A 22,828-nucleotide genomic window follows, 5' to 3' on the forward strand; every position below is an offset into this window, starting at 1 on the left:
TGGAGAAATAAAAAGAAATGTCTGAATGTTATCTTTTTAACGAGACAACGAGATTAAATAAACAATTCAGCAGAATTCTCGAGCAAGAAACGCAGATACGCATCGACGCTGTGGTCAGTGATCGATGGCATTATTTTAAAAAAGTGAAGGACATTTGATTTATATTAAAACTTGAACGCGATGCCATCTACGCGTTATTACTTATTCAAGACACAAAAATTACATCAATAAAAAAACCCGCTAAGCGCGGGTTTGAGAAAACGAATCAACAACAATTCGCGTCAAATTTTAGCTTTGATCAGTTTTCCTAATTTTTCAATGCCTTCGTTGATACGTTCTGGTGAGACCGTAACAAAAGATAAGCGCAATGTATTTTTTGCAGCTTCATTGGCATAGAAAGGCCCGCCAGGAACAAAGGCGACATTTTGCGCGATCGCCTCATCAAGCAACGATTGGCTATCGATATGTGCTGGCAATGTCACCCAGATAAACATCCCGCCTAGAGGACGCGTCCAAGTGACACTCTCTGGGAAAAATTTTGTCATCGCTTCCAACATGACGTTGCATTGACTCGCGTATAAAGAACGAATGGTAGGAATGTGCTCCGCGAGAAAACCGTCTTTGATCACTTCGTACACAACCATCTGCGTCAACTGTGCTGTATGCAAATCTGCCGCCTGTTTAGCCTGCTCTAATTTTCTAATCAACGGTGCAGGACCAACAACGTAGCCCAAACGAATTCCTGGTGTCAGTACCTTGGAAAAGGATCCCATATAAATAACGCCATCAGGATTCATATTCAACATTTTTGGCAGCGGCTCTCCGCTGTAGCACAAATCACCATACGGGTTATCCTCGATCAGAGGAATTCCCATTCGGGCGCATGTATCGACCAACTCCATCCGACGCTCAATCGATAAAGTACGTCCGGTTGGATTTTGGAAATTGGGTAATGCATACATCAACCGAGCACCCTCGCCTTTGGCGGCGACAGAAGCAGGAATCAAGCCGTGTTCATCCGTATCAACAGATTCAAATTGCGGCTGGTAGACAGAAAAAGCCTGGAGCGCGCCCAGATAACTCGGCGTTTCGACCAAAATTTTGCTGCCTTCGTCGATCAATACTTTACCCAACAAATCCAGCCCTTGCTGAGAGCCTGACACCATCAAAATTTGCTCAGGCAAGATTTTGCAATCCGGTGTCGACAAAGAGTCGGCGATAAATTCACGCAATGGCGCATAGCCGTCAGTCGGACCGTATTGCAGTGCTGATTTGCCTTGTGTAGATAATACTTTATCGAACGCTGCTTTCATGCGCTCAACAGGAAATGTATCTGGCGATGGCAAACCACCAGCAAAAGAAATTACTTCCGGACGCATGGTTACTTTTAAGATCTCACGAATCACTGAGCTTTTTAACTGCTCAGCCCGTTCAGAGAATTTCCATTTAATAGGGGTAGGATGTTCAAGTTTCATGCTAGTCTCACTGGAAGTCATGCCATCGCTGGCCATTATTTTTTTGTATGTTTTATCGCGATATCACGCGAGTACTTATCTGTCGGCAATCTGTGTGACGGACGCCCGTCACATTGATCCGTTTAGGCAAGCTCAACAATCATTTCAATTTCAACACAAGCGCCCATTGGAATCTGTGCGACACCAAATGCCGAGCGAGCATGCTTACCTTGATCGCCGAACACTTCCGCGATCAATTCCGAAGCGCCATTCGTCACCAAATGCTGCTCAGTAAAGTCAGGAGTGGAATTGACCAAACTCATCAGTTTCACAATACGTTTTACACGGTTTAAATCACCACCGCATGCCGCTTGCAACGTGGCCATCAAATCGATCGCAACAGCGCGTGCAGCCAGTTTGCCTTCTTCAGTGCTGATATTTTTCCCAAGCTGACCAACCCAGACCTTGCCATCTTTTTTGGCAATATGTCCGGACAAAAAGACGGTGTTACCGGTTTGCACGTACATAACATACGCAGCAGCAGGTGCAGCAACAGCAGGCAATTCAATATTCAGTGCTTGAAGTTTTTCGTAAAAAGACATGATCAATCCCAAATTGTATGGTGGCAAAGCCAACCAGCGTGGTAGGTACAAAGGTGGCAGCTACGAACAACGAAGGCACAATCATTTTTCAATGAACTGGCAACTTGGCCGACCATAGCATGCCATTCTCTGGCGTGTAGCTCTCTATTGTATGCCTGGCTTTGCACGATTCATACCCCCAAAATAACGCGCTCTTACTGATTTTATTTGGTGGCATAAGGTTTTAAGCCAGTGCTAGCGATGAATCTTCATTTGCCGTCCGAGGGCGACAGTCACAATGACAGCCAAAGCAAAACCAACATGAACGACGCTTAATGATTCCCCGACGATACATGCCGCACCGAGTAAGCTCAAGAATGGTTGTAATAACTGCACCTGACCAACTCTTGCAATTCCCCCAATGGCCAAGCCTTTGTACCAAAACAGAAATCCAATAAACATCGAAAAGACTGACACATACGCAAATCCTCCCCACGCCGCCAGCGATGCGTGTGCCCCAAAAGTCCAATACGACCAAACGCTTAAGCTCAAGGTTACCGGAAAAATGAGAATCAGCGCCCAAGAAATCACCTGCAAGCCTCCCATCGTTTGGGCGAGGCGACCACCTTCGGCATATCCCATCGCCGCCAAAATGACAGCGAAAAACAAGGCGAGATCAGCCCATTGTAAGCTTCCCGCCCCTTGAATCAGTGCAAATGTGAGGACGAGTAAACTACCAAGCACCGCCATCAGCCAGAAGCCGATGGATGGGCGCTCATGAAATCGTATCGCAGCAAATAACGCCGTCGCTAAAGGCAGAATACCCAGCACAATCGCACCATGTGCCGCAGGGACATAATGCATCGCCAAGGTACTAAAAAGAGGAAATCCAACGACAACGCCACAGGCGGTAATGAACAATGACGCGAGCTCTTTACGCTGAGGAAGTCGTGCCTTTTGTATGTACATTAAATAAGCCGCTAGAAGCGCTGCAACAACAGCCCGTCCCATTGCAACGAAAATAGGATGAAGTTCCGCCACAGCCAAGCGGGTAAAGGGTAACGTTAGACTAAAAATAGCGACGCCCACAAATCCGAGCCACATACCCTTGAGTTCTAATCGTTGTTGTTCTGTTGCAGTCTCTCTCATTGATGTTCCATTCATCTCATTCTAACTACATCAAATAGACTCAAAGAGTACACATCCACACCGCCGTCATCGCGAGCGATACGCCCATGACGATATTGAATGTACGCAAGCGACGGCCAATCAATAGCCAGTGACGAAGCTTATCGCCCATCCATGCCCACGCCAGGATACTGAGTCCACAAGGCAAGGCGAACCCCACACTCATCCAGCCCATGCGAGAGAAGAATGCAGTTTGTCCGATCGCATAAGTCGATGTGGTTGCTACGACCATCATCCATGCTTTGGGATTGACCATTTGAAATGCGGCAGCTTGCTGAACACTTAACGGATGCACAGTTTTACTGTCAGATAAACTCGCCGAAAAACAAAGACGCCACGCCAATACTAGCAAGTAACCATTACCAGCGATTTTCATGAATAAAACAAGGTAGGGATGGCCGGACAATAACGAGGCGCCCCCTAAACCAATGACCCATATCATCAGCACAAAACCTAACGGCACCCCCATCACTTGCGGCAATGCGGCCCGCAACCCATGATTAACACCGGTCGTTGCCGCGATGGCCACATTAGGTCCTGGCGTAAATGAGCCGATCCAAGCAAACAACGAGAAAGCGATAAATTCAGTGAGGGGCATAGCGTCTCCGACATACATACCAAGAGAAATGTGCTCTCTCAGTCGTAGATAAAACCATTGATATGGGATGAAAAAAGGGCGTTGCATTCACACATCGCAAGAACCGTCACGTGCACTCTTTTTCATCAGCGTTTGTGCTATCCTAAACGCAAACACCAATACAGTACCAATACAGTAAAAACGATAATCCACACACTGCTCTGGTCACTTCTCCAATACACACACGACAGACATGAAAAGCGAATCGATATGATGCCGACGCCGACCTTTTATATTTCACGGGACTCCGGTGACTCGCTGGTGGAGCAAATTGTTGCCGCAGTAGCGAACCGCATCGACGACAAGCTACTCAGAACCGGTGCACGTATGCCTTCAATCAGGCAATTCGCCGACGAGCAGCACGTGTCACGCTTTACTGTTGTCGAAGCGTATGACCGGCTCGTGGCAAAAGGGTATCTGGAGTCGCGTCGTGGGGCTGGCTTTTTTGTCCGTGAGCGGGCATCGATGTTGACCAATACACCTGTCGCTCCTCAAGCAACAACTGGCACACAACAAATGGATGTGGTGTGGCTAGTCAGAAATATGTTTCGGCAACTTCCACCGCAAAAAATGCCAGGTTCCGGCGTATTGCCACACGACTGGCTCGATGGGGAACTCGTTGCCAACGGCTTACGCGCGATTAGTCGTCTGAATCAAAATTTATTACTCCACTACGGTACACCGCAAGGTTTTCTTCCTTTACGTCAGCAGCTACAACTCAAATTAGCTGAACTGGAAATCGCGGCAGCACCGGAACAAATCGTGATGACAACCGGTGTCACCCAAGCGCTCGATCTCGTCGCACGCGAGTTCACCCGTCCCGGCGATACGATCTTTGTCGATGATCCGGCATGGTTTCTGATGTTTGGGTCGTTTGCAATTCTGGGGGCCAAAGTCATTGGTATTCCAAGACTCCATGATGGGCCAGACGTCACTAAATTGGCGGAGCTAGCCGCCATTCATAAGCCCAAGCTCTACATCATTAATTCAGTGATGCACAATCCAACTTCAACGTCACTGTCTGCAGCGAAGGCGTTTCAGGTATTAAAAACCGCCGAGCTCCACGATTTCATTGTGGTGGAAGACGATATTTACTGCGATATGCATCCAGGAAGTGCCGTACAACCAGCAACCCGCATTGCCTCACTGGATCAGCTTCATCGTGTTATTTATCTGGGAGGATTTTCAAAAACATTGGCAGCCAATTTGCGTGTTGGCTTTATCGCGACGTCTCCGGACTTGGCCATCCGTTTATCTGATCGGAAAATGTTATCCACGCTCACCACGACAGAAATCGGAGAGCGTGTGGTCTATAAAATTTTATCTGAAGGTCATTACCGAAAACACGCCGATCGCATACGGGTCAAACTGGACGGCGTCAGAGATGACATCACCAAACGTTTGGAGCACATCGGTATCAAAGTCGATTACCGCACACCGGCTGGCATGTTTTTATGGACGGAAACAGGTGTCGATACGAATAAACTGACTGAAAAAGCACTTGAGCAAGGCTACTTGCTCGCACCGGGTAGTCTATTCTCTCCGCATCAAGCGCCATCGACCAAAATGCGGATCAATATTGCAGCGATGTCCGATCCTGGCGTATGGGAATTTCTGAGAAAAGAACTTGGTTAATATAGTGCTGCTCAGACAACTTGAAAGTACGACACTTTACCCGCCCCCCGCGCATCACCCGCGCGATGCAATAAGGAAGAAACGTCATCTCCCTCGGTCATCGTTGCCACACCAATCGTAGCGGCAATTTTAATTTCTTTCCCAGCGACGGTAACGGGAATGGAAACAACGGTTGAGTAGGTTCGCTCGGCGATCTTTTGGGCATCACTCGCCGCAGCTTCGGGCAGCAACACGCAAAATTCGTCGCTACCGTAGCGTGCCAAACTATCATAGGATCGCATGACGCGTTTGATACGGCGCGTCACTTCCACCAAGATAATATCGCCCGTTTCTGGCCCGTATTCCTCATTGATTTTTTTAAATTCAGCGACGTCGAGTACCAACATCGACATGGGTTTTGTGAGCCGTTGATGGCGTTGTAATTCGAGGGCGGCAAGTCGCATAAATTCGCGCCAGTTCGCGACGCCCGTCACGGGATCAATACTCGCTTGTCGTTCAAGTTCTTTCTCGGCACTTAATAATTTCCGACGATACCAATGAACATAACTCGCAATTGCATGGCCGGTCACCGCGCTTGCCGGCAATATCATTGCAACGACAAGAGGATAGGCGTAGTACGGTGGGTGTTTCAACGCAAGCAGCAACAAAGAAGCGATGACAAAACTGACGACAGGTACACGTAAAGTGGGCAAAGGCACTGGCACAACAATGAAGGTCATCAAGCATCCCCAGATATCAATTAGGTAATGTCCGAAGTAATCGCGTGGCGTACAAATATTACTTATTAGTTGTACCAGCATCACCAATACAACCCATCGCATCAAGTACTTTGTGACGATTGGCGCCGCTTTGAGTACCTTCAGTTGCTGTAAAAACCAACCAGAGTACAACACGACAACAACGCGCAACAGAACGAGAAAAGCAGTCACCACCGTTGATTGATGAAATAACACATCAATCACCCCCAGCGGCAACATCGCCCACATCAGTACACGTACCACGAGAGAAGCTTGCGACAGATCTTGTTGCTGAAAAGCATCGCGGTATTTATCGACAGATACTTCTGAATAAGTCGTTTGCATAATGGTAGACATCCCAATGAGCTTTAATATAAAAGCAATGTTTTTTTTACGATAGCACTTTGCAACGTCTGTGTGGTTATCAAGGAGCAAAGCGTTTCACATCGCACACACACTGAATGAACGCCTCATGCAAAGCGGATCAATGCCCCGTGAGAGACAGGCAATGACCTCAAACGAGCTCATGTGATCGATCTTAAAAACTTGCTTTTTCGTACAGAAAAACGTCGTTTTTTAGGAAGAAAGGGCATATCTATGCTACATTCTCATTCACTTTTTGAAGCGTTCACTATGCACACCATGCCTTCCACAGGTCACTTTGCCGATTTATCAACAGGTTTATCACCTGTAGGCGGCGCTCGCACGCAGCGTTGCTGTGACGACTACCGCTGTTGAATTTGCATATACCCTCGCTGGTTGGCATAGCGCCTACCGCTCAAGCGCATCAATCTCATCATTTCTTCATTTAATTTCACTGTTAAACCAAGATGGACATACTTCTTTACGATAACTGGGAACGCCGCCTGCGCCCTTTCACACCTTTGCGTAACGATTGGGTTGGCTTGTATTGCTGCGGCCCCACCGTCTATGACTACGCGCATATCGGCAATCTGCGGACCTATCTGTTTGAAGACATCTTGCGCAGAACGTTGGAGTGGAATGGTCATACAGTGCGTCATGTCATCAATATCACTGACGTAGGTCACTTAGTGTCCGATGGCGACGATGGCGAAGACAAGATGGAAAAAGGTAGTCGTAAAGCGGGCGAATCTGCTTGGCAAATCGCAGAACGGTTCACGATCGCGTTTAAAGCGGATTTACAGCGTTTGCACATTCTCGAACCAAGCATCTGGTGCAAGGCCACGGACCATATTGCCGAGCAAATCGACTTTATTTCCTGCATCGAAAGTAAAGGTTTTACCTACCGCACTACCGATGGTATTTATTTCGACACCAGCAAACAAGACGATTACGGCTATCTGGCACGAATCAAGCGCGACGCGATCAAAGCAGGTAGTCGCGTCGAGCTGGGTGAAAAACGTAATGCAACGGATTTTGCTTTATGGAAATTTAGTCCAGAAAATGAACATCGCCAGATGGAATGGGATAGTCCATGGGGCCGTGGTTTCCCAGGATGGCACATTGAATGTTCAGCTATGTCAGCGAAATACCTGACACCATGGTTTGATATCCATTGCGGCGGCGAAGATCATATTTCAATTCACCATAGCAATGAAATTGCCCAAAACCAAGCGTGCCATGGTACGCGCTTGGCCAACTTCTGGATGCACGGGTATTTCTTGCAAATCGATTCCGGCAAGATGTCGAAATCCAGCGGTGATTTCCTCCGCCTACAAACATTACTCGATCAACACATTGATCCGCTGGCTTACCGCTATTTATGCTTAAGCGCACATTATCGCAGTCAGATGCAATTCAGCTTTGAAGCCTTGCAAGCAGCACAAACGGCACTGCAACGCTTGCGTGAGACATTCTATGCATGGCCAGCAGGCGGCACCGTCAATGCCGAATGGAAAGAAAAATTCACGACGTTTGTGAATGAAGATCTCAATGTGCCACGTGCGCTGGCACTGGTGTGGGAAATGTTGAAATCCGATGTATCGGACGCGGATAAAAAGGCGACCGTAGCCGAGTTCGATAAGATTTTCGGTCTAGGTCTGGCAACATGGGTTCCACAAGCCCTAGAGGTTCCGGCTGAAGTGCAGGCGTTAGCAGAACAACGTCAGGCTGCACGTGCGGCCAAGAATTGGGCAGAAGCTGACCGTTTGCGTGCCGCATTGCATGCGCTTGGATTCGAGGTCGAAGATAAAGCGGGCAGTATGAACATTAAGCGGTTGTAAAGGCGGGCGTTTGTAAGGAGGACGTTGCTTTTTGACGTTTCTCGTCAAAAAGAAGGACACGGAGGGCGGGCACAACCCGCCCTTCTCTTTTTGCGCCGCCCATGCTTCAGATGCAAATCTTGAGTTCAATTGCGCCCTCCTCCTCCCTTCAAACGAATCAAACCACACTCATCTTGAAATCTTTCACCCCGCCCCCATGTCGGGTGGGTTAGTTTTTTATTCAGTTGAAACACGCATCAACCATGCTGAACGCTGCTGAATCTTTTTTAAATACGACCTTCCTAACCTAATTTCCGAGGAAAAACATGTCAGAAAAACAAACTCTGGGCTTTCAGGCCGAAGTCAAACAGTTATTGCAATTAATGATTCACTCCTTGTATTCCAACAAGGAAATCTTTTTGCGTGAATTAATCTCCAATGCATCTGATGCATCTGACAAACTGCGTTTTGAAGCCATCAATAACGCGGCATTGTTCGAGAACGATCCAGAATTGCACATCAAAGTCACCTTTGATAAAGCAGCACGGACGATCACTATTTCTGATAACGGCATTGGTATGAGCAAAGCCGATGCGATTGAGCATCTGGGCACCATTGCAAAATCTGGTACCAAAGAATTTTTTGGCAAATTGTCTGGTGACCAGCAAAAAGATGCGGCAATGATTGGTCAATTCGGCGTTGGCTTCTATTCTGGCTTTATCGTTGCAGACCGAATTACCGTTGAATCACGTCGTGCCGGTGCAGCAGCAAACGAAGGTGTCCGTTGGGAATCCGAAGGTGCAGGCGACTTCAGCGTTGAAGACATCACCAAAGCAGGCCGTGGTACTGACATCATCTTGCACCTGCGCGAAGGTGAAGATGAGTTCTTGTCTGCATGGAAATTAAAATCCGTGATTCGTACGTATTCTGACCATATTTCTCTGCCGATTAAAATGCAGAAAGAAGAATGGGATGAAGAGAAAAAAGAACAGGTACTCAAAGATGAATTTGAGACTGTCAACCAAGCGAGTGCCTTGTGGGCACGGAGTAAATCTGAGATTACTCCAGAACAATACGAAGAGTTCTACAAACACGTTTCCCACGATTACAGCGCACCACTGACCCATACGCACAATCGTGTTGAAGGTCGTAGCGACTACACCCAATTGCTGTACATTCCATCCCGTGCGCCGTTTGATCTGTGGGACCGCAATAAGCGTGGTGGCATCAAGCTCTACGTTAAACGCGTCTTCATCATGGACGATGCTGAACAGTTAATGCCGATTTACCTGCGTTTCGTCAAAGGTGTGATCGATTCTAACGATTTGCCACTGAACGTTTCCCGCGAAATTCTGCAAGAAAGCCGCGATATCAAAGCGATTCGTGACGGATCGACCAAACGTGTTCTGGGTATGCTGGAAGATCTGGCGAACGCAGAAGGTGATGAAGCCGCAGCAAAACATGAAAAATACGCGACTTTCTGGAAAGAATTCGGCCAGGTACTGAAAGAAGGTATCGGTGAAGACGCAAGCAACAAAGACCGTATTGCGAAGTTACTGCGTTTTGCCTCAACACACAACGACAGCGATGTACAGAACGTGTCTTTGGCTGACTACCTGTCTCGCGCCAAAGAAGGTCAGGACAAAATTTACTACGTCACCGCAGAGAGCTATGCGACGGCAAAAAATAGCCCTCACTTAGAAATCTTCCGTAAGAAAGGTGTCGAAGTATTGTTGCTGACTGATCGTGTTGACGAATGGATGCTGTCTTTCCTGACCGAATTCGAAGGCAAAGAATTGGCGTCTGTGGCAAAAGGTGGCTTGGATCTCGGCACATTGGAAGACGAAGCCGAGAAGAAACATCATGCAGAAACTGAAACCGAGTTTAAAGACTTGGTCGAGAAGATGAAGACAGCGTTGGCAGAGAAGGCTAAAGACGTTCGCGTCACATTCCGTCTGACCGATTCCCCAGCGTGTCTGGTTGCTGACGAGCATGATTTATCCGGTAACCTCGCACGGATGCTCAAAGCAGCGGGCCAGGCAGCACCAGAATCCAAACCGATTCTCGAAGTCAATCCTGATCATCCTTTGCTGCAAAAGCTGAAGTATGAAGAAGCACAATTCAATGACTGGTCACACATCCTGTTTGACCAAGCATTGTTAGCGGAAGGCGGCACGCTGGCCGACCCAAGCAGCTTCGTTAAACGATTGAATGAGATGTTGCTGAGCAAATAAACGCTTCATCGATTCCGTCGCAAGACAAATAAGCCCAGAAGCTTTGTGCTCGCTGGGCTTTTTTTATCGATACAATGCAGAGGCTTTTTGGTAGAGCAATGAGTACTTCAATGCGTCGAAAATCGGCGTCATTGCAACACATTGCACATCACCTACCACCGATGATTGCGTTATTCACTTTCCTCAACGACGCGGCCATGTAAAGGTTGCACTGGACGCGCGTTCATGCTGTAGAGTTGCTTAAATAAAGCCAGCTGTCCGCGCGAGATACTCTGGGGATGCTTCAACACAAACCAACGAACGCCATCACTACAAGGCGGAGTAGTCAAGGACCCCATAAATTGATAGTAAGCAAGCTTCTCAGGCAAGAGCTTTGCTGGATCAAAGTGAGCGACATGCAGCGACGAGTTAATTGCTGGAAATGTCGAAAATAGTGGTGCAAGCGTTGTATTTTCTTTGCCGAGCTTAAATAACACGGCAACGACAAATAGTTTCCCTTCTTTATCCTTATGAACAAAATGCGCCACCATGGGATATCGCACGCCATCAATTTCTTCCTCACTCGGGGTATGAAAATGAAATTGTAAGAGTGCTGCCTCATTGGCTCCGACCTTCAATGCACTTCCCTCTGGAAAATCGACTTGAATGGTATGGCTATTATTGACTAACTCTGCGGGACCCGCCTGATAAGAAAAATTCAGCACAGGTAATGTCGCTTTTGCGACCTTGGACTTCACAATATTGATTGGCGATTGTTCTTTACTTGTTTTACACGTGGCGTTAGCTGTTTCTAGTTCAGCCCATTTATCAGGTGCCGTCTTGCCGCTATAGCTCCAAGTGGCAGGAACTCCTTGTGCTATGGCATTCGCCGATAAAAATGACAGCACCAGCGCCACCATCTTGACCGCAGAGATACAGTGTTTATTCAATTTCATTCTCCATGAAAATTATCGATCGGAATTCAGAGTGTAATTTTCAATTTCAAAAAGTCGATTCCGTTAAGAAAAACAGAACACTTTTTTTAATAACTGAAACGTAGAGATATGGAACACAGAATAAAAAACCCCGCGATAATCACTACCGCGGGGTTATTGATATGATGTATCTTTGCCGTACAACCAGCGTCGCGTTCTCTGCTGGTTTGCTACCAGTTCACATCCTTCGCGACATCTTTCCAATTCAAACTTTTGGCCAGTTGAATAAGATCAAACCCCTCCGTCAGCGGATTGCGTTCCTGAAACCAAACAAACGTGGCTGTCGACATCAAGTAATGCGGATTATTAGCAGGTTCATCACTGCGCAAACTCACCGCACAGGCATAAGGAGGTAATGCGACACACTGTGTCGAGGAGTTGGTGTCGTTGAGAAACAAATACGGCGGATAATGTGGTGCAGCGCTCTGCACATCCTTCACGAATTGCAAAACGAGCTCTTGATTGACGCGTTGATCTTCTACGCCTTCAATAAAACCTGCATAAATATTCTTAACGAAAATTTTTTCGATTTCTTTGACGCTCTTTCCGCACTGAAAAACGATCTCGTTCATGGTGTTTGCCTTCATCACTTTAGGTCAACGCATGGAATACGGTGGACATTCGCCTCCCATTTCCTTGCCAAACAAAGAAGGTAGGTCGAAGTCTTTAGTGGCTGCTTAAAGCTCACGTAGAGCCCGCTCAGAGGCCGCGTCAAGATCCCAAATAAAAGGATCTCCAACATCGAAATATAATTGTTTTTATGCAAAAGAACATCAATTATTGCATTTTAAGCCACATCCACCCATAAATAAAATGCAACAGACAAAAAAAAGGGCGAACAATCAAGATGTTCGCCCGATATGTTTCTAAACAGCATTACTTCACTGGGAATTGCTGATTCTTCACTTGCTTTCTGAACCAGTCATCCAACATTTTTGCTTCGTAAGGAAAAGGACTGTTACTGGTGTTAAATGGCCGTGTCATCATAAAACTCATATCAGCGATATCTTCTTTTCCTTGCGCAATCACTGCCCCCTTCGCATCGATCATCGTGTAATTGAATGACATCCTTGGCCAGTAGATATCTTTGACAATCCGAATATCTCCACCGCCTGGGCGCATGCCCGGACGCACGTCGCCGGCCAGATCAACATCTGTCACTGTGACGTTCCACGTCACATCATCAGGCAATTTTTTGGCTAAATCGGCAAAGACCTCACCCAGACTTTGAAATACCTCCTCTCTAAATCTTTCCCGCGTCTCGTTACTCGGGCGAATATCGGTGTAATTATCAGGGTCCTGCCACGTCAACTTGACCTCGCCAGCGTTGGCGATGGGGTAGGCAAAGCAGCCACAGGCCAAGGCGAATGCAATACAGTATTTTTTCATCTCAATTCTCCTTCATTCCGTTCAACGACCACCAGAACGGATACGGGTGTCCCGAATAAAAAGGACGTCCTAAAAACAAACAGCCAGACAAGCTGGCTGTTTGATTGATGCAAATAACATCAACAACCAGAACTTAGTGGGTCACACGCGTCGTTCTACCGTTGGACAACAGACGTACACGGTCACCGACATTAAATCCTTCATCAGCATCTTGTGTAATGGCTTTGATATCACCGTTGTCAAGACGCACGGTGATTTCAAGACCAGGCTTCTGACTGGTGTTGTTTTCAATTTTCTGACCAATGATGCCACCGGCTACTGCGCCAACAATACCTGCCGCGATAGAGCCGTTACCACCACCAATACCAGAGCCAGCAGCAATACCGCCCAACGCTGCACCAGCCACTGTACCAACACCGGTCTGGCCTTTATCAATCGTCACGTGGCGAACAGAATCCACATACCCAAAACGGACTGTTTGTTCGGTTTGCGTTTGTCCCGCACGATACACATTGCCTGAGTTGGAGGGCGTAGAGCACGCTGCCAACAACACAACGGGAGCTACTGCAGCTACCATCAATAATTTTTTCATCGCTATCTCCTTGATTCCAGCATTCAAAATAATGCGTCGGATCGTATTTAACACCATCTTAAGAGTCCTTGCTTAACAAAAAGTTCCCGTTTTTGTAGCGTTCTTTAACGTTCTAGAGTATTTACTTACAATTACGCGTATTATCGCCGAAGATCATTGAATCGCAGACATCTCACTGCCCCCTGCACCTGCACCTGCCCATGCCACCACTACTTTCTTCCACCACCGAACAACTGCAGACGACACCCCACGACAACCCGGTGTTGTCCGGTTTCCCTGCGGTCATTAACGATCAGACCCATACCCTCATTTTAGGCAGTTTTCCCGGCGAGGCCTCGCTACAAGCACAGCAGTATTATGCATTCCGGCATAACCAGTTCTGGGGTCTGCTCTCTGCGACATTAAACACCGATTTGGTTTCGCTATCGTATGAAGAGAAACTCCATTGCCTGTTATCACACGGGATCGGATTGTGGGATGTTTTTGAACGCTGCCAACGGAAAGGAAGTCTGGATTCAGCCATCCGCGCAGGACAGATCAATGATTTTGTGGGGCTCAAGAAGCAATTCCCCACGTTACGGCGTGTTTGCTTTAATGGTAAAACAGCCGCAAAAATTCAGCACTATTTTCAATCGCAAGGCTATCAAACGCTGGTGCTTCCCTCTTCTTCACCAGCAAATGCCATGCTGAGCATGGAACAAAAATGCGCATTGTGGCGACAATTAGTGCAGGATGATCGTACCACCCTATCCGATAGGGTTTGATAACGCAGCCGTTCGCTAGCGGTCATCCTGCAACGGAAGAGATATCTCCTTACGAGGGATTTAACTCATCGCCATTACGTTTTTTGTATTTTTTACATGTTTTGTTTTTTGCGTTATAGAGACGCGGAAGGTAAAATACACCTATGCTAATCAAACGAAAATCCATCGAAGCCGAAGCGAACCATCGCTCTGGCCCCAAGGCTGCTGCAGCCAAAAAATCACCACGTAAGCCTAAATTTGCGCCCGTCACCCTGTCCGAGCTCGACGGTGTGCGGTTTTTACATTTCGGTACGGAATGGGTACAAGGCGCGATGCGTCTACGCAAGCCTGACAGTATCGAACTAGAATACGCACAACAAATGATGCTGTGGATGCTCTTCAACAAGACCCCAGAACACATCGTTCAACTAGGCCTCGGCACTGGCGCGCTGACTAAATTTTGTTACCGTCATTTCGAAGAAGCACGCGTCACCGCCATTGAACTCAACCCCTCCGTCATCGCCATTTGCGAGAGCATGTTCAAACTACCTGCTAACGATGATCGTCTGCAAGTAGTCGAAATGGATGCGATGGATTTTGTCATGGATGAAAACAACCGTGACACGATTGATGCATTGCAAGTCGATCTTTACGATGCGACAGCAAAAGGGCCTGTACTTGACACCCCAGAGTTTTATGAAGCCTGTGCAGCGTGCCTCAAAGACGATGGCATCCTGACGGTCAATTTATTTGGCGATCACCCAAGCTACGCAAAAAATCTCAAAGCATTACGCTTTGCGTTTGCCGAAGTCATGTGTCTGCCGGAAGTTCATGATGGTAATGTGGTCGCCATTGCTTTTAAGCAGAAACAAACTCTGGATTTTCCCGCTTTATATGAACGGGCCAGCGAAATCAAAGCAGAGACAAAGCTCCCAACAAAATCATGGGTCAACGGCTTAAAAGCTGCGTGTGATCCCGCGTAACAACGATGACGATCGTTGTCGACAGATGCCATCGCTTTTGATATAAATCGGTGAATCTCACTATCCGCCTGCCAGGAAAAAATGAATACAAGCACAAGTACAAAGCGTCATTTGGGTCTTCAACAGATTTTTACCTGGCTCATGGAGGATGGCATCGTCAAAAAAGAAGATGCCAAAGCGAAGTTTAACGAAGCACAAGGCATCCTTAAAAACGGCCCCGTCAGCATGCATCCGCTCACCGCAGCGGCACAAACGAAATTGGTATCGGCAAAGCCACCTCAACAGTTGCTGACACTCGATTGGCTAACAGAGTGGGCAGCCCGCAAGGTCAATTTACCGTTCTACCGCATTGATCCATTAAAGATCGACTTCACCTCGGTGTCCGATGTGATGTCGGCAAAATATGCAACGCGGTTTAATATTTTGCCTGTAGAAACAACGGGCAACACCGTCGTCGTCGCAACGACCGATCCGTTTAATCTCGAATGGCAAGAAGAAATCGCCCGGATTTCACGCAAAGAAATTCGTCTCGTCTTGGCAAACCCGCTAGAGATCTCGCAATACATCGTCCAATTTTTCTCGCTGGCGAAGTCCATCAAAGACGCCCGCAAGATCAACACCAACGATCTTGGCTTGCGTCAAAATCTGGAGCAGTTAGTCGAACTGGGAAAAGCCAACAAACAACTCGATGCCAACGATCAACACATTGTGAATATTGTTGATTGGCTGTGGCAATTTGCCTTTGATCAGCGGGCATCGGATATTCATCTAGAGCCCAAACGGGATATGGCCGCCATCCGTTTCCGGATTGATGGCGTGTTACATCAAGTCTACCAGCTCCCTGCCAGCATCATGATTGCCATGGTGGCACGGATTAAATTACTCGGTCGCATTGACGTGATTGAAAAACGTCGTCCGCAAGATGGTCGTATCAAAACGCGCACCGCTGACGGGCAGGAAATTGAATTGCGTTTATCGACCTTGCCGACCGTTTTTGGCGAGAAGATGGTCATGCGTATTTTTGATCCCGAGGTGGTTGTAAAGACCTTGCCCGAGTTGGGTTTTCCGCCCAATGATGCGATTCGTTGGGATACCCTCACAAAAAAGCCCCATGGCATTATCTTGGTGACGGGCCCCACAGGCTCCGGTAAAACCACGACCCTCTACACCACTTTAAAATCATTGGCGACGGCAGACGTCAACGTATGTACCGTCGAAGATCCGATTGAAATGGTAGAGGCTTCGTTTAATCAAATGCAGGTGCAGTCGGCGATTGATTTGAGTTTTGCGGATGGTATCCGCGCGCTGATGCGACAAGATCCTGACATTATTATGGTCGGCGAAATTCGTGACCTCGAAACAGCAGAAATGGCTGTGCAGGCAGCGCTGACAGGCCATCTTGTGTTGTCGACGCTGCATACCAACGATGCGCCTTCCGCCATCATGCGATTGCTTGAGTTGGGCGTTCCTTACTACCTGCTAGAGGCCACGATCATTGGCATTCTGGCGCAGCGCTTGGTCCGCACCTTGTGTAAGTACTGCAAAACGCCCGACGGTGAATTGCCAGATCCTGTTTGGCAAAGCTTGTCTGAAGAGTGGGAATTGCCGAAACCAAACGTGATCTATCGTCCAGTGGGTTGCCCAGAATGTCGCCAAACGGGCTTCCTGGGTCGGACTGGTTTATACGAATTGCTCACCGTCACACAGCCATTTAGCAAACTCATTACCAAAGAAGCTGACATTCATGCGCTGCGGGTACAGAGTATCAAAGATGGCATGAAACCTCTACGCATCGCTGGTGCCGAAAAAATTATTGAGGGCGTGACGACAGCGGATGAAGTGCTCAAGGTGACTTCGTCGTTGGTGTAGTCGCGAAGGTAGCAGCGACGGTAGCAGCGACGGCAGCAGCAACGCCCTCAGCGACCGTCGGATACTGAAAGCGCATACCAAGTTCAGATGTAATCCGGCGATTTTGTATGCGACGCGATTCCGACATAAATGACAGCAACATCGGCGACACTTGTTGCGCCAGTTCGTTGCGTGGCAAACGTGGTGGGCGAGGCAAGGCAAAAGTATCAGCGACGAGATCAAAATAAGCCGCCATAGTGAGATCACTATCATCTACAGCGTTATAGACGCGCTGGGGTAACGCACGAAACAGCGCCAATTTGATTAACTGAGCAAGATCATCGGCGTGAATATGATTGGTGTAGACATCGTCGGCGTCTGCTAATGCTGGTGTGCCTTTTTGCAAGCGCTCGATCGGCAAACGATCAGCGGCATAAATCCCCGGAACACGTAAAATTGCAAGGCGGGAATGCGATTGCCGCGCCCATCTGCGTAAGTGCTCTTCTGCCGCAACGCGTCGAATGGCTCGGGCATTTTGCGGTTTTACCGGACGTGTTTCATCGAAGGAGGCGCCGCCGCAATCGCCATACACCCCTGTCGTGCTGATATAAACAAGCCTGCTCTTGTCAGGTAAAATGGCGGTCAGATTTTGCGTGCGCTGGTCTTTCACCCCTTCTGAACGCGGTGGCGCTAAGTGAACACAATACGATGCCAATCCGGAAAGTCTTGCCAGACTGGCAGCATTATCCAGGTTTGCAACGAGCGGAATTGCGCCTGCTGCTCGCAGTTCGGCACACCGTGCCGGTTGACTGGTAAGCGCGTAGACCCGAAAAGAAGCACGCAATAACGGCAACAAACGCAGTCCCACATCGCCGCATCCAACGATCAGCAAGCGTGGCCTGCCCCATTTTTTAAACTGTTTTTTCATGCTCAGGATTGTATGACTTTTCAAGTAACTGTGACCCCTAGTGGTCGTCAATTCAGCTGCGAGGCTGACGAAACCGTATTATCCGCTGCTTTGCGCGCCGGTGTTGGCTTACCGTATGGCTGCAAAAACGGTGCCTGCGGCTCTTGCAAGGGCAAAATTACCGCAGGTACGGTTGTACACGGCAATCACCAGCAACGTGCACTACCAGAGACGGAAGAAGCGCAAGGGATGTCGTTGTTCTGTTGTGCCAAACCACAATCAGATTTAACGATTGAGGCGCGCGAAATTGTCGCCAGCGGTGATTATCCGATCAAAAAAATGCCGACCCGCATTGCCAAGCTGGAAAAGCTGTCCGACGACGTGATGCTTGTCAAATTACAATTGCCAGCCAACGAACGTCTGCAATACCGCGCCGGTCAATACATCGAATTCCTGTTACGCGATGGCAAACGCCGTAGTTACAGTATGGCCAATGCCCCACATCTCGACGAACATATTACCTTGCATATCCGTCATATGCCCGGCGGTGTGTTCACGGATCAAGTCTTCTCGACGCTCAAAGAGCGCGACATCTTGCGCTTTGAAGGCCCACAAGGGAGTTTTTTCCTACGCGAAGACAGCGACAAGCCGATCGTGTTGCTGGCGTCCGGTACGGGCTTTGCGCCGATCAAAGCACTCGTTGAACACCTGATTCATACGCAATCCACCCGTCCAGTGAGTTTGTACTGGGGCGGTCGTCGTCCAGCAGACCTGTACATGAACGACCTGTGCCAGGAGTGGGCAGCGCAATTATCTGGCTTTACCTACGTACCCGTGGTCTCCAATGCGACGCCTGAAGATCAATGGTCGGGTCGTACGGGCTTTGTTCATCAAGCGGTGATGGCTGATTTTCCGGACCTCTCGGGTCACGAGGTCTATGCGTGTGGCGCACCGATCGTCGTTGAGTCTGCACAGCGCGACTTTGTTGCCCAATGCGGCTTACCAGCCGATGCGTTCTTTGCCGATTCGTTCACTTCTGAAGCTGATTTAGCGAATTAATCCCATCACCAGACCCGCTTCTCACGACAACGGTTGCGTCAAACCGTCAGGAGTGAGAGGCAGGTCTGGTCAATGTGCAACACGTGGTTTTCGGTTAAGATCTTTTTGTTTTGACAAGTGCGTGTTGCATTGATTTTTTTCGCGGACTTTGCAAATTTATTTTGACGCACCGCGCAAAAAGTCCTACTATCCGCCTTATGAAAAATTTTCCTGACATGTCCTCACCGAATATCGTGCGACGTCGCCGCTCGTTCAACGAGCCTGGGCGGATGTGTTAGTGTACCTGCGCGTCAGATGAGACGGCAGCACCAAACCTAAGCCACAGGCCATCTCCTGTGGCTTTTTGCTTTTTTAGGGCTTTATTACCGTTTAGTTACGGTTTAGTTACGTTTTAGTTTCGCATTTTTTGCTATTTTTTTATCCACCTCTGGAATGACCCTAGGAGTCTTGAAATGGAATTCAGTCAGTACAACGTTAATTCTCTGATGTACATCACGCCACGCCCGGAAATCGTCTTTACTGAAGGCAGCGGCATGTGGCTGACGGATAATAATGGCAAACGTTATCTCGACTTCTTGCAAGGCTGGGCTGTGAATTGTCTCGGCCATAGCCCCGCCGTCATTACCGACGCGCTCATCGCACAATCTAAAAAACTGCTCAATCCTTCACCTGCGTTCTACAATGGTCCAATGGTGGAATTAGCTACCCAATTGACTCAGCACTCTTGCTTTGATCGCGTGTTCTTCACTAACAGTGGTGCAGAAGCCAATGAAGGTGCCATCAAGCTGGCGCGTAAATGGGGTCAATTAAACAAAAATGGCGCATTTGAAATCATTACCTTTGACCACGGTTTCCACGGTCGTACACTGGCAACCATGTCGGCTTCCGGCAAACCAGGCTGGGACAAATTATTTGCTCCACAAGTCAGTGGTTTCCCGAAAGCCGACCTCAACGATATCGCGTCTGTTGAAGCATTGATCACGGACAAAACTGTTGCCGTGATGTTGGAGCCTGTCCAAGGTGAAGGCGGCGTGATTCCTGCGACACGCGAGTTCATGCAAGCGTTGCGCGCATTAACACAAAAGCACGGCATTCTTTTGATCGTGGATGAAGTCCAGTCAGGTATGGGACGTACTGGCGAATTGTTCGGCTATCAATTGTCCGGTATCGAACCTGACATCATGACGCTGGCAAAAGGCATCGGCGGTGGTGTTCCTCTGGGTGCATTGCTCTGCCGCGAAGCAGTTGCTTGCTTTGTTCCTGGCGACCAAGGTGGTACCTACAACGGTGGCCCGCTGATGACAGCCGTTGGTCTTGCGGTGTTAAAAGAATTGACAGCACCTGGCTTTTTGGATTCGGTCAAAGAAAAAGCACGCTATCTGAGCGATGAATTGAATAAATTGTCTGCTGAATTTGGGTTGCAAGGTGAACGGGGCGAAGGCCTCTTGCGCGCCTTAAAACTGGGCGACAACATTGGCGCACAAATTGTGGAGGTCGCACGTAACATGGAACCAGTGGGCTTGTTGCTGAACTCCCCACGTCCAGATTTGCTGCGCTTTATGCCTGCATTGACCGTCACAAAAGAAGAACTCGATCAGATGTTAAGCATGCTGCGCGAAGTACTCAAGCAAGTGAAAAAATAATCGATCAAGGCATCCTTCCTGCCATAAAGAAAGCCTCGGTGACGCACTGCCACCGAGGCTTTTTTGCTCTTAGCTCACGAAACATTGCCTCTTTATTTCAACACAAAATGCATCACAGACAAGGCGGGTAAAACATAGCTAAAGCTGTTATTAGCCACACTGGCGACACCTTTTCTCGGTGTGACGTTCTGACTTGTGCTATCCACACCCCATGCTTGAACCGTTTTAAACGTAGTGGGATGTTTAATTTGGATGCTGGATGAGAGTGCTGTTGAAAGTCGATTAATCGCAATAATGTGTAATGTCGATGGATCTTTGGCGCTCACTGCGGCGTAGACGGTACCGTTGCCATTGTTGGTCGATACCGCCTTCACCGCCACTTCAGGAAACACGGACTTATTTCCATCGTAATTGCGATACACCTTAAATCCGGCGGCAATATACCCTTCCACATCACCAAAATAACTGGCCATGTAGACGCCCTGCTGTCCAAATGCCCCTAATGCATCGGCTTGTGCGATGGCACCAGTCACATCGGTCTTACCGCCAAAATCATATTCAGTCACGGCGAGCTTGGTACCGGGATAAAAATCCGCCACAGACTGTTTGAGTTTCGGAATCAACTGTAATCCACGCCCATCGGTAAACCCATACCCAGGCTGCGTGATCCACGTTGGTTCAACGTAATTGGCGTCCCATAAACTACGCGACGCCTGAACTCGATCAGTCGGTGTTGAGGATGCCTGTGGGTAATAGTGAAATGAAAACGTATCCAGCAAACGGTGACCCGCAGCGGCCGATGCCTTCCGCATTTTATCGAGGTAGACGTTCGCAAACGTCATGCCGTTATAGCGATAACGGTCCCCTGTTTTATTGGTGAGATAAGGTTCGACGTTGTAAGTACCCCAATCAGCAGGCTGCCGCGTTTGCGTGCCATCCCACACTGCCCACAAACTGAATAATCCCAGATAGCCACTGACCACCGGCCCATAGGTTTCTGCCTTTCCATCCATGCGTTTCACGGTGGTTGCCAAATTGAGATTTTTTTGCAAGACATCCGCCACCGTGGTCAGTGTTGGATATAACAGTGGGTGTGTGCCGTTACCGTATTGCGTTGGCCATAAATGCCAGAGATCCGGTTCATTATCGAGCTCATAAGCTTTGACTCCTTTGGTTGTTGACGCAGAGCCGAAATTTTTTAACAAAAAATGAATTTCTTCGTCGATGTACACATTACCATCACCAATAGCGGGGGTCAGTGTCAAGGGACCAGCACTGGCTGGTTTATCGTTCACAATCGTCACCCAGCGATTGGTGTCAACATTGGAAGGACCAGGCGCACTTTGCCAGAGTTGCGACCCGTTACAGGAACCAGGTGGATTGAGGTTCACAATATCTTTGGGAAGCTTGCCCGCCGCGGGCAATTGCAGCAATGAATACGTTCCTAAAGAAATTGACTGTGTTTGAAACGATAGAAGCGCAGCCCCCGGCGCATAATAAGCCAAGCCAGCATTGCTGTTCGGTTGACCGGCACCCGCTGTGTAACTCACAGCAGCATTCGACGAATTACACCAATCCATCCCCGAATTACTGACACCGTTCTCCCAGTTATAGCTGGTCATGTCATTGCCCCCTAACCGACGGGAGGTTAAGTTAAGTGATTGCAGATTGGCGAGTCCCCCTTGGTTATCGAGGCCGGCACGCCCCGTTCCATCGGCATACGCGTTGTATCCGTAGATCAGAGGGCTAATAGGTGTGCGTTGTGACTGGGTGTCGATACTGAAAGTCACACTTTGTGCTTGTGACAGCGCACATTGTGCTGAAAAATTGATGATGACAAGAACTTTAGCGAACGTCGTGGGTCTCATTGCATTCTCCTGAAAATGAGCTCAGCTTGGTTGCACATCCAGACGTCGCATCCGGACCGCGTATCTTTGCTCTGACAGACACTAAATATTTCCACATGGAAATATTTGTGAGCGAATGACGTTTTATGCTAAAAGTTTCCGTATTTCAACAAATCTTACAATTCAGTAACATT

The 22,828-nt window shown here is 48.3% G+C and carries 19 protein-coding genes; 8 read left to right on the forward strand and 11 right to left on the reverse strand.

Annotated features, from left to right (window positions below; genetic code table 11):
* Positions 1-281: 281 nt before the first annotated feature.
* The 4 genes from ACO0K2_RS17130 to ACO0K2_RS17145 form a co-directional block, all read right to left on the reverse strand.
* Positions 282-1,475 carry a PLP-dependent aminotransferase family protein gene (locus tag ACO0K2_RS17130; protein WP_423021060.1) on the reverse strand — a complete coding sequence of 398 codons (1,194 nt, stop codon included), beginning with the start codon at positions 1,473-1,475 and terminating at the stop codon, positions 282-284.
* A gap of 122 nt (positions 1,476-1,597) precedes the next feature.
* Entirely contained in the window at positions 1,598-2,056 is a 459-nt protein-coding gene (locus ACO0K2_RS17135; RefSeq protein WP_423021062.1) for a RidA family protein, read from the reverse strand.
* A 234-nt stretch (positions 2,057-2,290) separates the two neighbouring features.
* Positions 2,291-3,184, reverse strand: a complete 894-nt coding sequence (locus ACO0K2_RS17140; RefSeq protein WP_423021064.1) for a DMT family transporter — start codon at positions 3,182-3,184, stop codon at positions 2,291-2,293.
* Positions 3,185-3,224: 40 nt separating this feature from the next.
* Positions 3,225-3,821, reverse strand: a complete 597-nt coding sequence (locus tag ACO0K2_RS17145) for a LysE family translocator (protein ID WP_423021066.1) — start codon at positions 3,819-3,821, stop codon at positions 3,225-3,227.
* A 249-nt stretch (positions 3,822-4,070) separates the two neighbouring features.
* Here ACO0K2_RS17145 and ACO0K2_RS17150 point away from each other — a divergent pair, with 249 nt between their 5' ends.
* Positions 4,071-5,495 carry a PLP-dependent aminotransferase family protein gene (locus ACO0K2_RS17150; RefSeq protein ID WP_423021068.1) on the forward strand — a complete coding sequence of 475 codons (1,425 nt, stop codon included), beginning with the start codon at positions 4,071-4,073 and terminating at the stop codon, positions 5,493-5,495.
* A gap of 11 nt (positions 5,496-5,506) precedes the next feature.
* On the opposite strand, the gene ACO0K2_RS17155 is transcribed toward ACO0K2_RS17150, so the two are convergent.
* Positions 5,507-6,589 carry a GGDEF domain-containing protein gene (locus tag ACO0K2_RS17155; RefSeq protein ID WP_423021070.1) on the reverse strand — a complete coding sequence of 361 codons (1,083 nt, stop codon included), beginning with the start codon at positions 6,587-6,589 and terminating at the stop codon, positions 5,507-5,509.
* Positions 6,590-7,062: 473 nt separating this feature from the next.
* Here ACO0K2_RS17155 and cysS point away from each other — a divergent pair, with 473 nt between their 5' ends.
* The gene (gene cysS, locus ACO0K2_RS17160; RefSeq protein WP_423021072.1) at positions 7,063-8,436 is read left to right on the forward strand and encodes a cysteine--tRNA ligase; all 1,374 of its coding nucleotides are present in this window, start codon (positions 7,063-7,065) and stop codon (positions 8,434-8,436) included.
* A 305-nt stretch (positions 8,437-8,741) separates the two neighbouring features.
* A complete protein-coding gene (gene htpG, locus ACO0K2_RS17165; RefSeq protein WP_423021074.1) occupies positions 8,742-10,649 on the forward strand; it encodes a molecular chaperone HtpG in 1,908 nt (635 codons plus the stop codon).
* Positions 10,650-10,819: 170 nt separating this feature from the next.
* Here htpG and ACO0K2_RS17170 read toward each other — a convergent pair whose 3' ends face one another.
* From ACO0K2_RS17170 to ACO0K2_RS17185, 4 genes are all read right to left on the reverse strand, one after another.
* Entirely contained in the window at positions 10,820-11,584 is a 765-nt protein-coding gene (locus ACO0K2_RS17170) for a carbonic anhydrase (protein ID WP_423021076.1), read from the reverse strand.
* A 209-nt stretch (positions 11,585-11,793) separates the two neighbouring features.
* Positions 11,794-12,195, reverse strand: a complete 402-nt coding sequence (locus ACO0K2_RS17175) for a hypothetical protein (protein WP_423021078.1) — start codon at positions 12,193-12,195, stop codon at positions 11,794-11,796.
* A 304-nt stretch (positions 12,196-12,499) separates the two neighbouring features.
* Positions 12,500-13,012: a DUF3016 domain-containing protein gene (locus tag ACO0K2_RS17180; RefSeq protein ID WP_423021080.1), complete on the reverse strand. Its 513-nt coding sequence runs from the start codon at positions 13,010-13,012 to the stop codon at positions 12,500-12,502.
* A 133-nt stretch (positions 13,013-13,145) separates the two neighbouring features.
* The gene (locus tag ACO0K2_RS17185; RefSeq protein ID WP_423021082.1) at positions 13,146-13,604 is read right to left on the reverse strand and encodes a hypothetical protein; all 459 of its coding nucleotides are present in this window, start codon (positions 13,602-13,604) and stop codon (positions 13,146-13,148) included.
* 260 nt (positions 13,605-13,864) lie between these two features.
* On the opposite strand from ACO0K2_RS17185, the gene ACO0K2_RS17190 reads away from it, so the two are divergent.
* The 3 genes from ACO0K2_RS17190 to ACO0K2_RS17200 all read left to right on the forward strand — a co-directional run bounded on the left by ACO0K2_RS17190 (position 13,865) and on the right by ACO0K2_RS17200 (position 17,199).
* A complete protein-coding gene (locus tag ACO0K2_RS17190) occupies positions 13,865-14,368 on the forward strand; it encodes a DNA-deoxyinosine glycosylase (RefSeq protein ID WP_423021271.1) in 504 nt (167 codons plus the stop codon).
* A 143-nt stretch (positions 14,369-14,511) separates the two neighbouring features.
* Entirely contained in the window at positions 14,512-15,330 is an 819-nt protein-coding gene (locus ACO0K2_RS17195; protein ID WP_423021084.1) for a methyltransferase domain-containing protein, read from the forward strand.
* A gap of 81 nt (positions 15,331-15,411) precedes the next feature.
* The gene (locus ACO0K2_RS17200; RefSeq protein WP_423021086.1) at positions 15,412-17,199 is read left to right on the forward strand and encodes a GspE/PulE family protein; all 1,788 of its coding nucleotides are present in this window, start codon (positions 15,412-15,414) and stop codon (positions 17,197-17,199) included.
* Here ACO0K2_RS17200 and ACO0K2_RS17205 read toward each other — a convergent pair.
* Positions 17,174-18,106 (reverse strand): SDR family oxidoreductase, encoded by a 933-nt coding sequence (locus ACO0K2_RS17205; protein WP_423021088.1) that lies wholly within the window; start codon positions 18,104-18,106, stop codon positions 17,174-17,176. The two genes, ACO0K2_RS17200 and ACO0K2_RS17205, sit on opposite strands and share 26 nt — an antisense overlap.
* A gap of 12 nt (positions 18,107-18,118) precedes the next feature.
* On the opposite strand from ACO0K2_RS17205, the gene ACO0K2_RS17210 reads away from it, so the two are divergent.
* Together ACO0K2_RS17210 and ACO0K2_RS17215 are read left to right on the forward strand one after the other, a co-directional pair.
* Positions 18,119-19,144: a CDP-6-deoxy-delta-3,4-glucoseen reductase gene (locus tag ACO0K2_RS17210; RefSeq protein ID WP_423021090.1), complete on the forward strand. Its 1,026-nt coding sequence runs from the start codon at positions 18,119-18,121 to the stop codon at positions 19,142-19,144.
* Positions 19,145-19,596: 452 nt separating this feature from the next.
* Positions 19,597-20,787 carry an acetylornithine transaminase gene (locus ACO0K2_RS17215; protein WP_423021092.1) on the forward strand — a complete coding sequence of 397 codons (1,191 nt, stop codon included), beginning with the start codon at positions 19,597-19,599 and terminating at the stop codon, positions 20,785-20,787.
* 92 nt (positions 20,788-20,879) lie between these two features.
* Here ACO0K2_RS17215 and ACO0K2_RS17220 read toward each other — a convergent pair whose 3' ends face one another.
* Complete coding sequence (locus tag ACO0K2_RS17220; RefSeq protein WP_423021094.1) at positions 20,880-22,655, reverse strand: glycoside hydrolase family 44 protein; 1,776 nt, start codon at positions 22,653-22,655, stop codon at positions 20,880-20,882.
* Between the last annotated feature and the right edge of the window lie 173 nt (positions 22,656-22,828).

The organism is Undibacterium sp. MH2W, from assembly GCF_049340215.1.
Classification (GTDB): Bacteria; Pseudomonadota; Gammaproteobacteria; order Burkholderiales; family Burkholderiaceae_D; genus Undibacterium.

Coding starts and splice junctions, on each gene's coding strand:
- ACO0K2_RS17175 (WP_423021078.1), bottom strand. CDS start 12,195: ATGAACGAGATCGTTTTTCAGTGCGGAAAGAGCGTCAAAGAAATCGAA.
- ACO0K2_RS17215 (WP_423021092.1), top strand. CDS start 19,597: ATGGAATTCAGTCAGTACAACGTTAATTCTCTGATGTACATCACGCCA.
- cysS (WP_423021072.1), top strand. CDS start 7,063: ATGGACATACTTCTTTACGATAACTGGGAACGCCGCCTGCGCCCTTTC.
- htpG (WP_423021074.1), top strand. CDS start 8,742: ATGTCAGAAAAACAAACTCTGGGCTTTCAGGCCGAAGTCAAACAGTTA.
- ACO0K2_RS17205 (WP_423021088.1), bottom strand. CDS start 18,106: ATGAAAAAACAGTTTAAAAAATGGGGCAGGCCACGCTTGCTGATCGTT.
- ACO0K2_RS17130 (WP_423021060.1), bottom strand. CDS start 1,475: ATGAAACTTGAACATCCTACCCCTATTAAATGGAAATTCTCTGAACGG.
- ACO0K2_RS17170 (WP_423021076.1), bottom strand. CDS start 11,584: ATGAAATTGAATAAACACTGTATCTCTGCGGTCAAGATGGTGGCGCTG.
- ACO0K2_RS17150 (WP_423021068.1), top strand. CDS start 4,071: ATGATGCCGACGCCGACCTTTTATATTTCACGGGACTCCGGTGACTCG.
- ACO0K2_RS17155 (WP_423021070.1), bottom strand. CDS start 6,589: ATGTCTACCATTATGCAAACGACTTATTCAGAAGTATCTGTCGATAAA.
- ACO0K2_RS17220 (WP_423021094.1), bottom strand. CDS start 22,655: ATGAGACCCACGACGTTCGCTAAAGTTCTTGTCATCATCAATTTTTCA.
- ACO0K2_RS17140 (WP_423021064.1), bottom strand. CDS start 3,184: ATGAGAGAGACTGCAACAGAACAACAACGATTAGAACTCAAGGGTATG.
- ACO0K2_RS17145 (WP_423021066.1), bottom strand. CDS start 3,821: ATGCCCCTCACTGAATTTATCGCTTTCTCGTTGTTTGCTTGGATCGGC.
- ACO0K2_RS17195 (WP_423021084.1), top strand. CDS start 14,512: ATGCTAATCAAACGAAAATCCATCGAAGCCGAAGCGAACCATCGCTCT.
- ACO0K2_RS17210 (WP_423021090.1), top strand. CDS start 18,119: ATGACTTTTCAAGTAACTGTGACCCCTAGTGGTCGTCAATTCAGCTGC.
- ACO0K2_RS17135 (WP_423021062.1), bottom strand. CDS start 2,056: ATGTCTTTTTACGAAAAACTTCAAGCACTGAATATTGAATTGCCTGCT.
- ACO0K2_RS17185 (WP_423021082.1), bottom strand. CDS start 13,604: ATGAAAAAATTATTGATGGTAGCTGCAGTAGCTCCCGTTGTGTTGTTG.
- ACO0K2_RS17180 (WP_423021080.1), bottom strand. CDS start 13,012: ATGAAAAAATACTGTATTGCATTCGCCTTGGCCTGTGGCTGCTTTGCC.
- ACO0K2_RS17200 (WP_423021086.1), top strand. CDS start 15,412: ATGAATACAAGCACAAGTACAAAGCGTCATTTGGGTCTTCAACAGATT.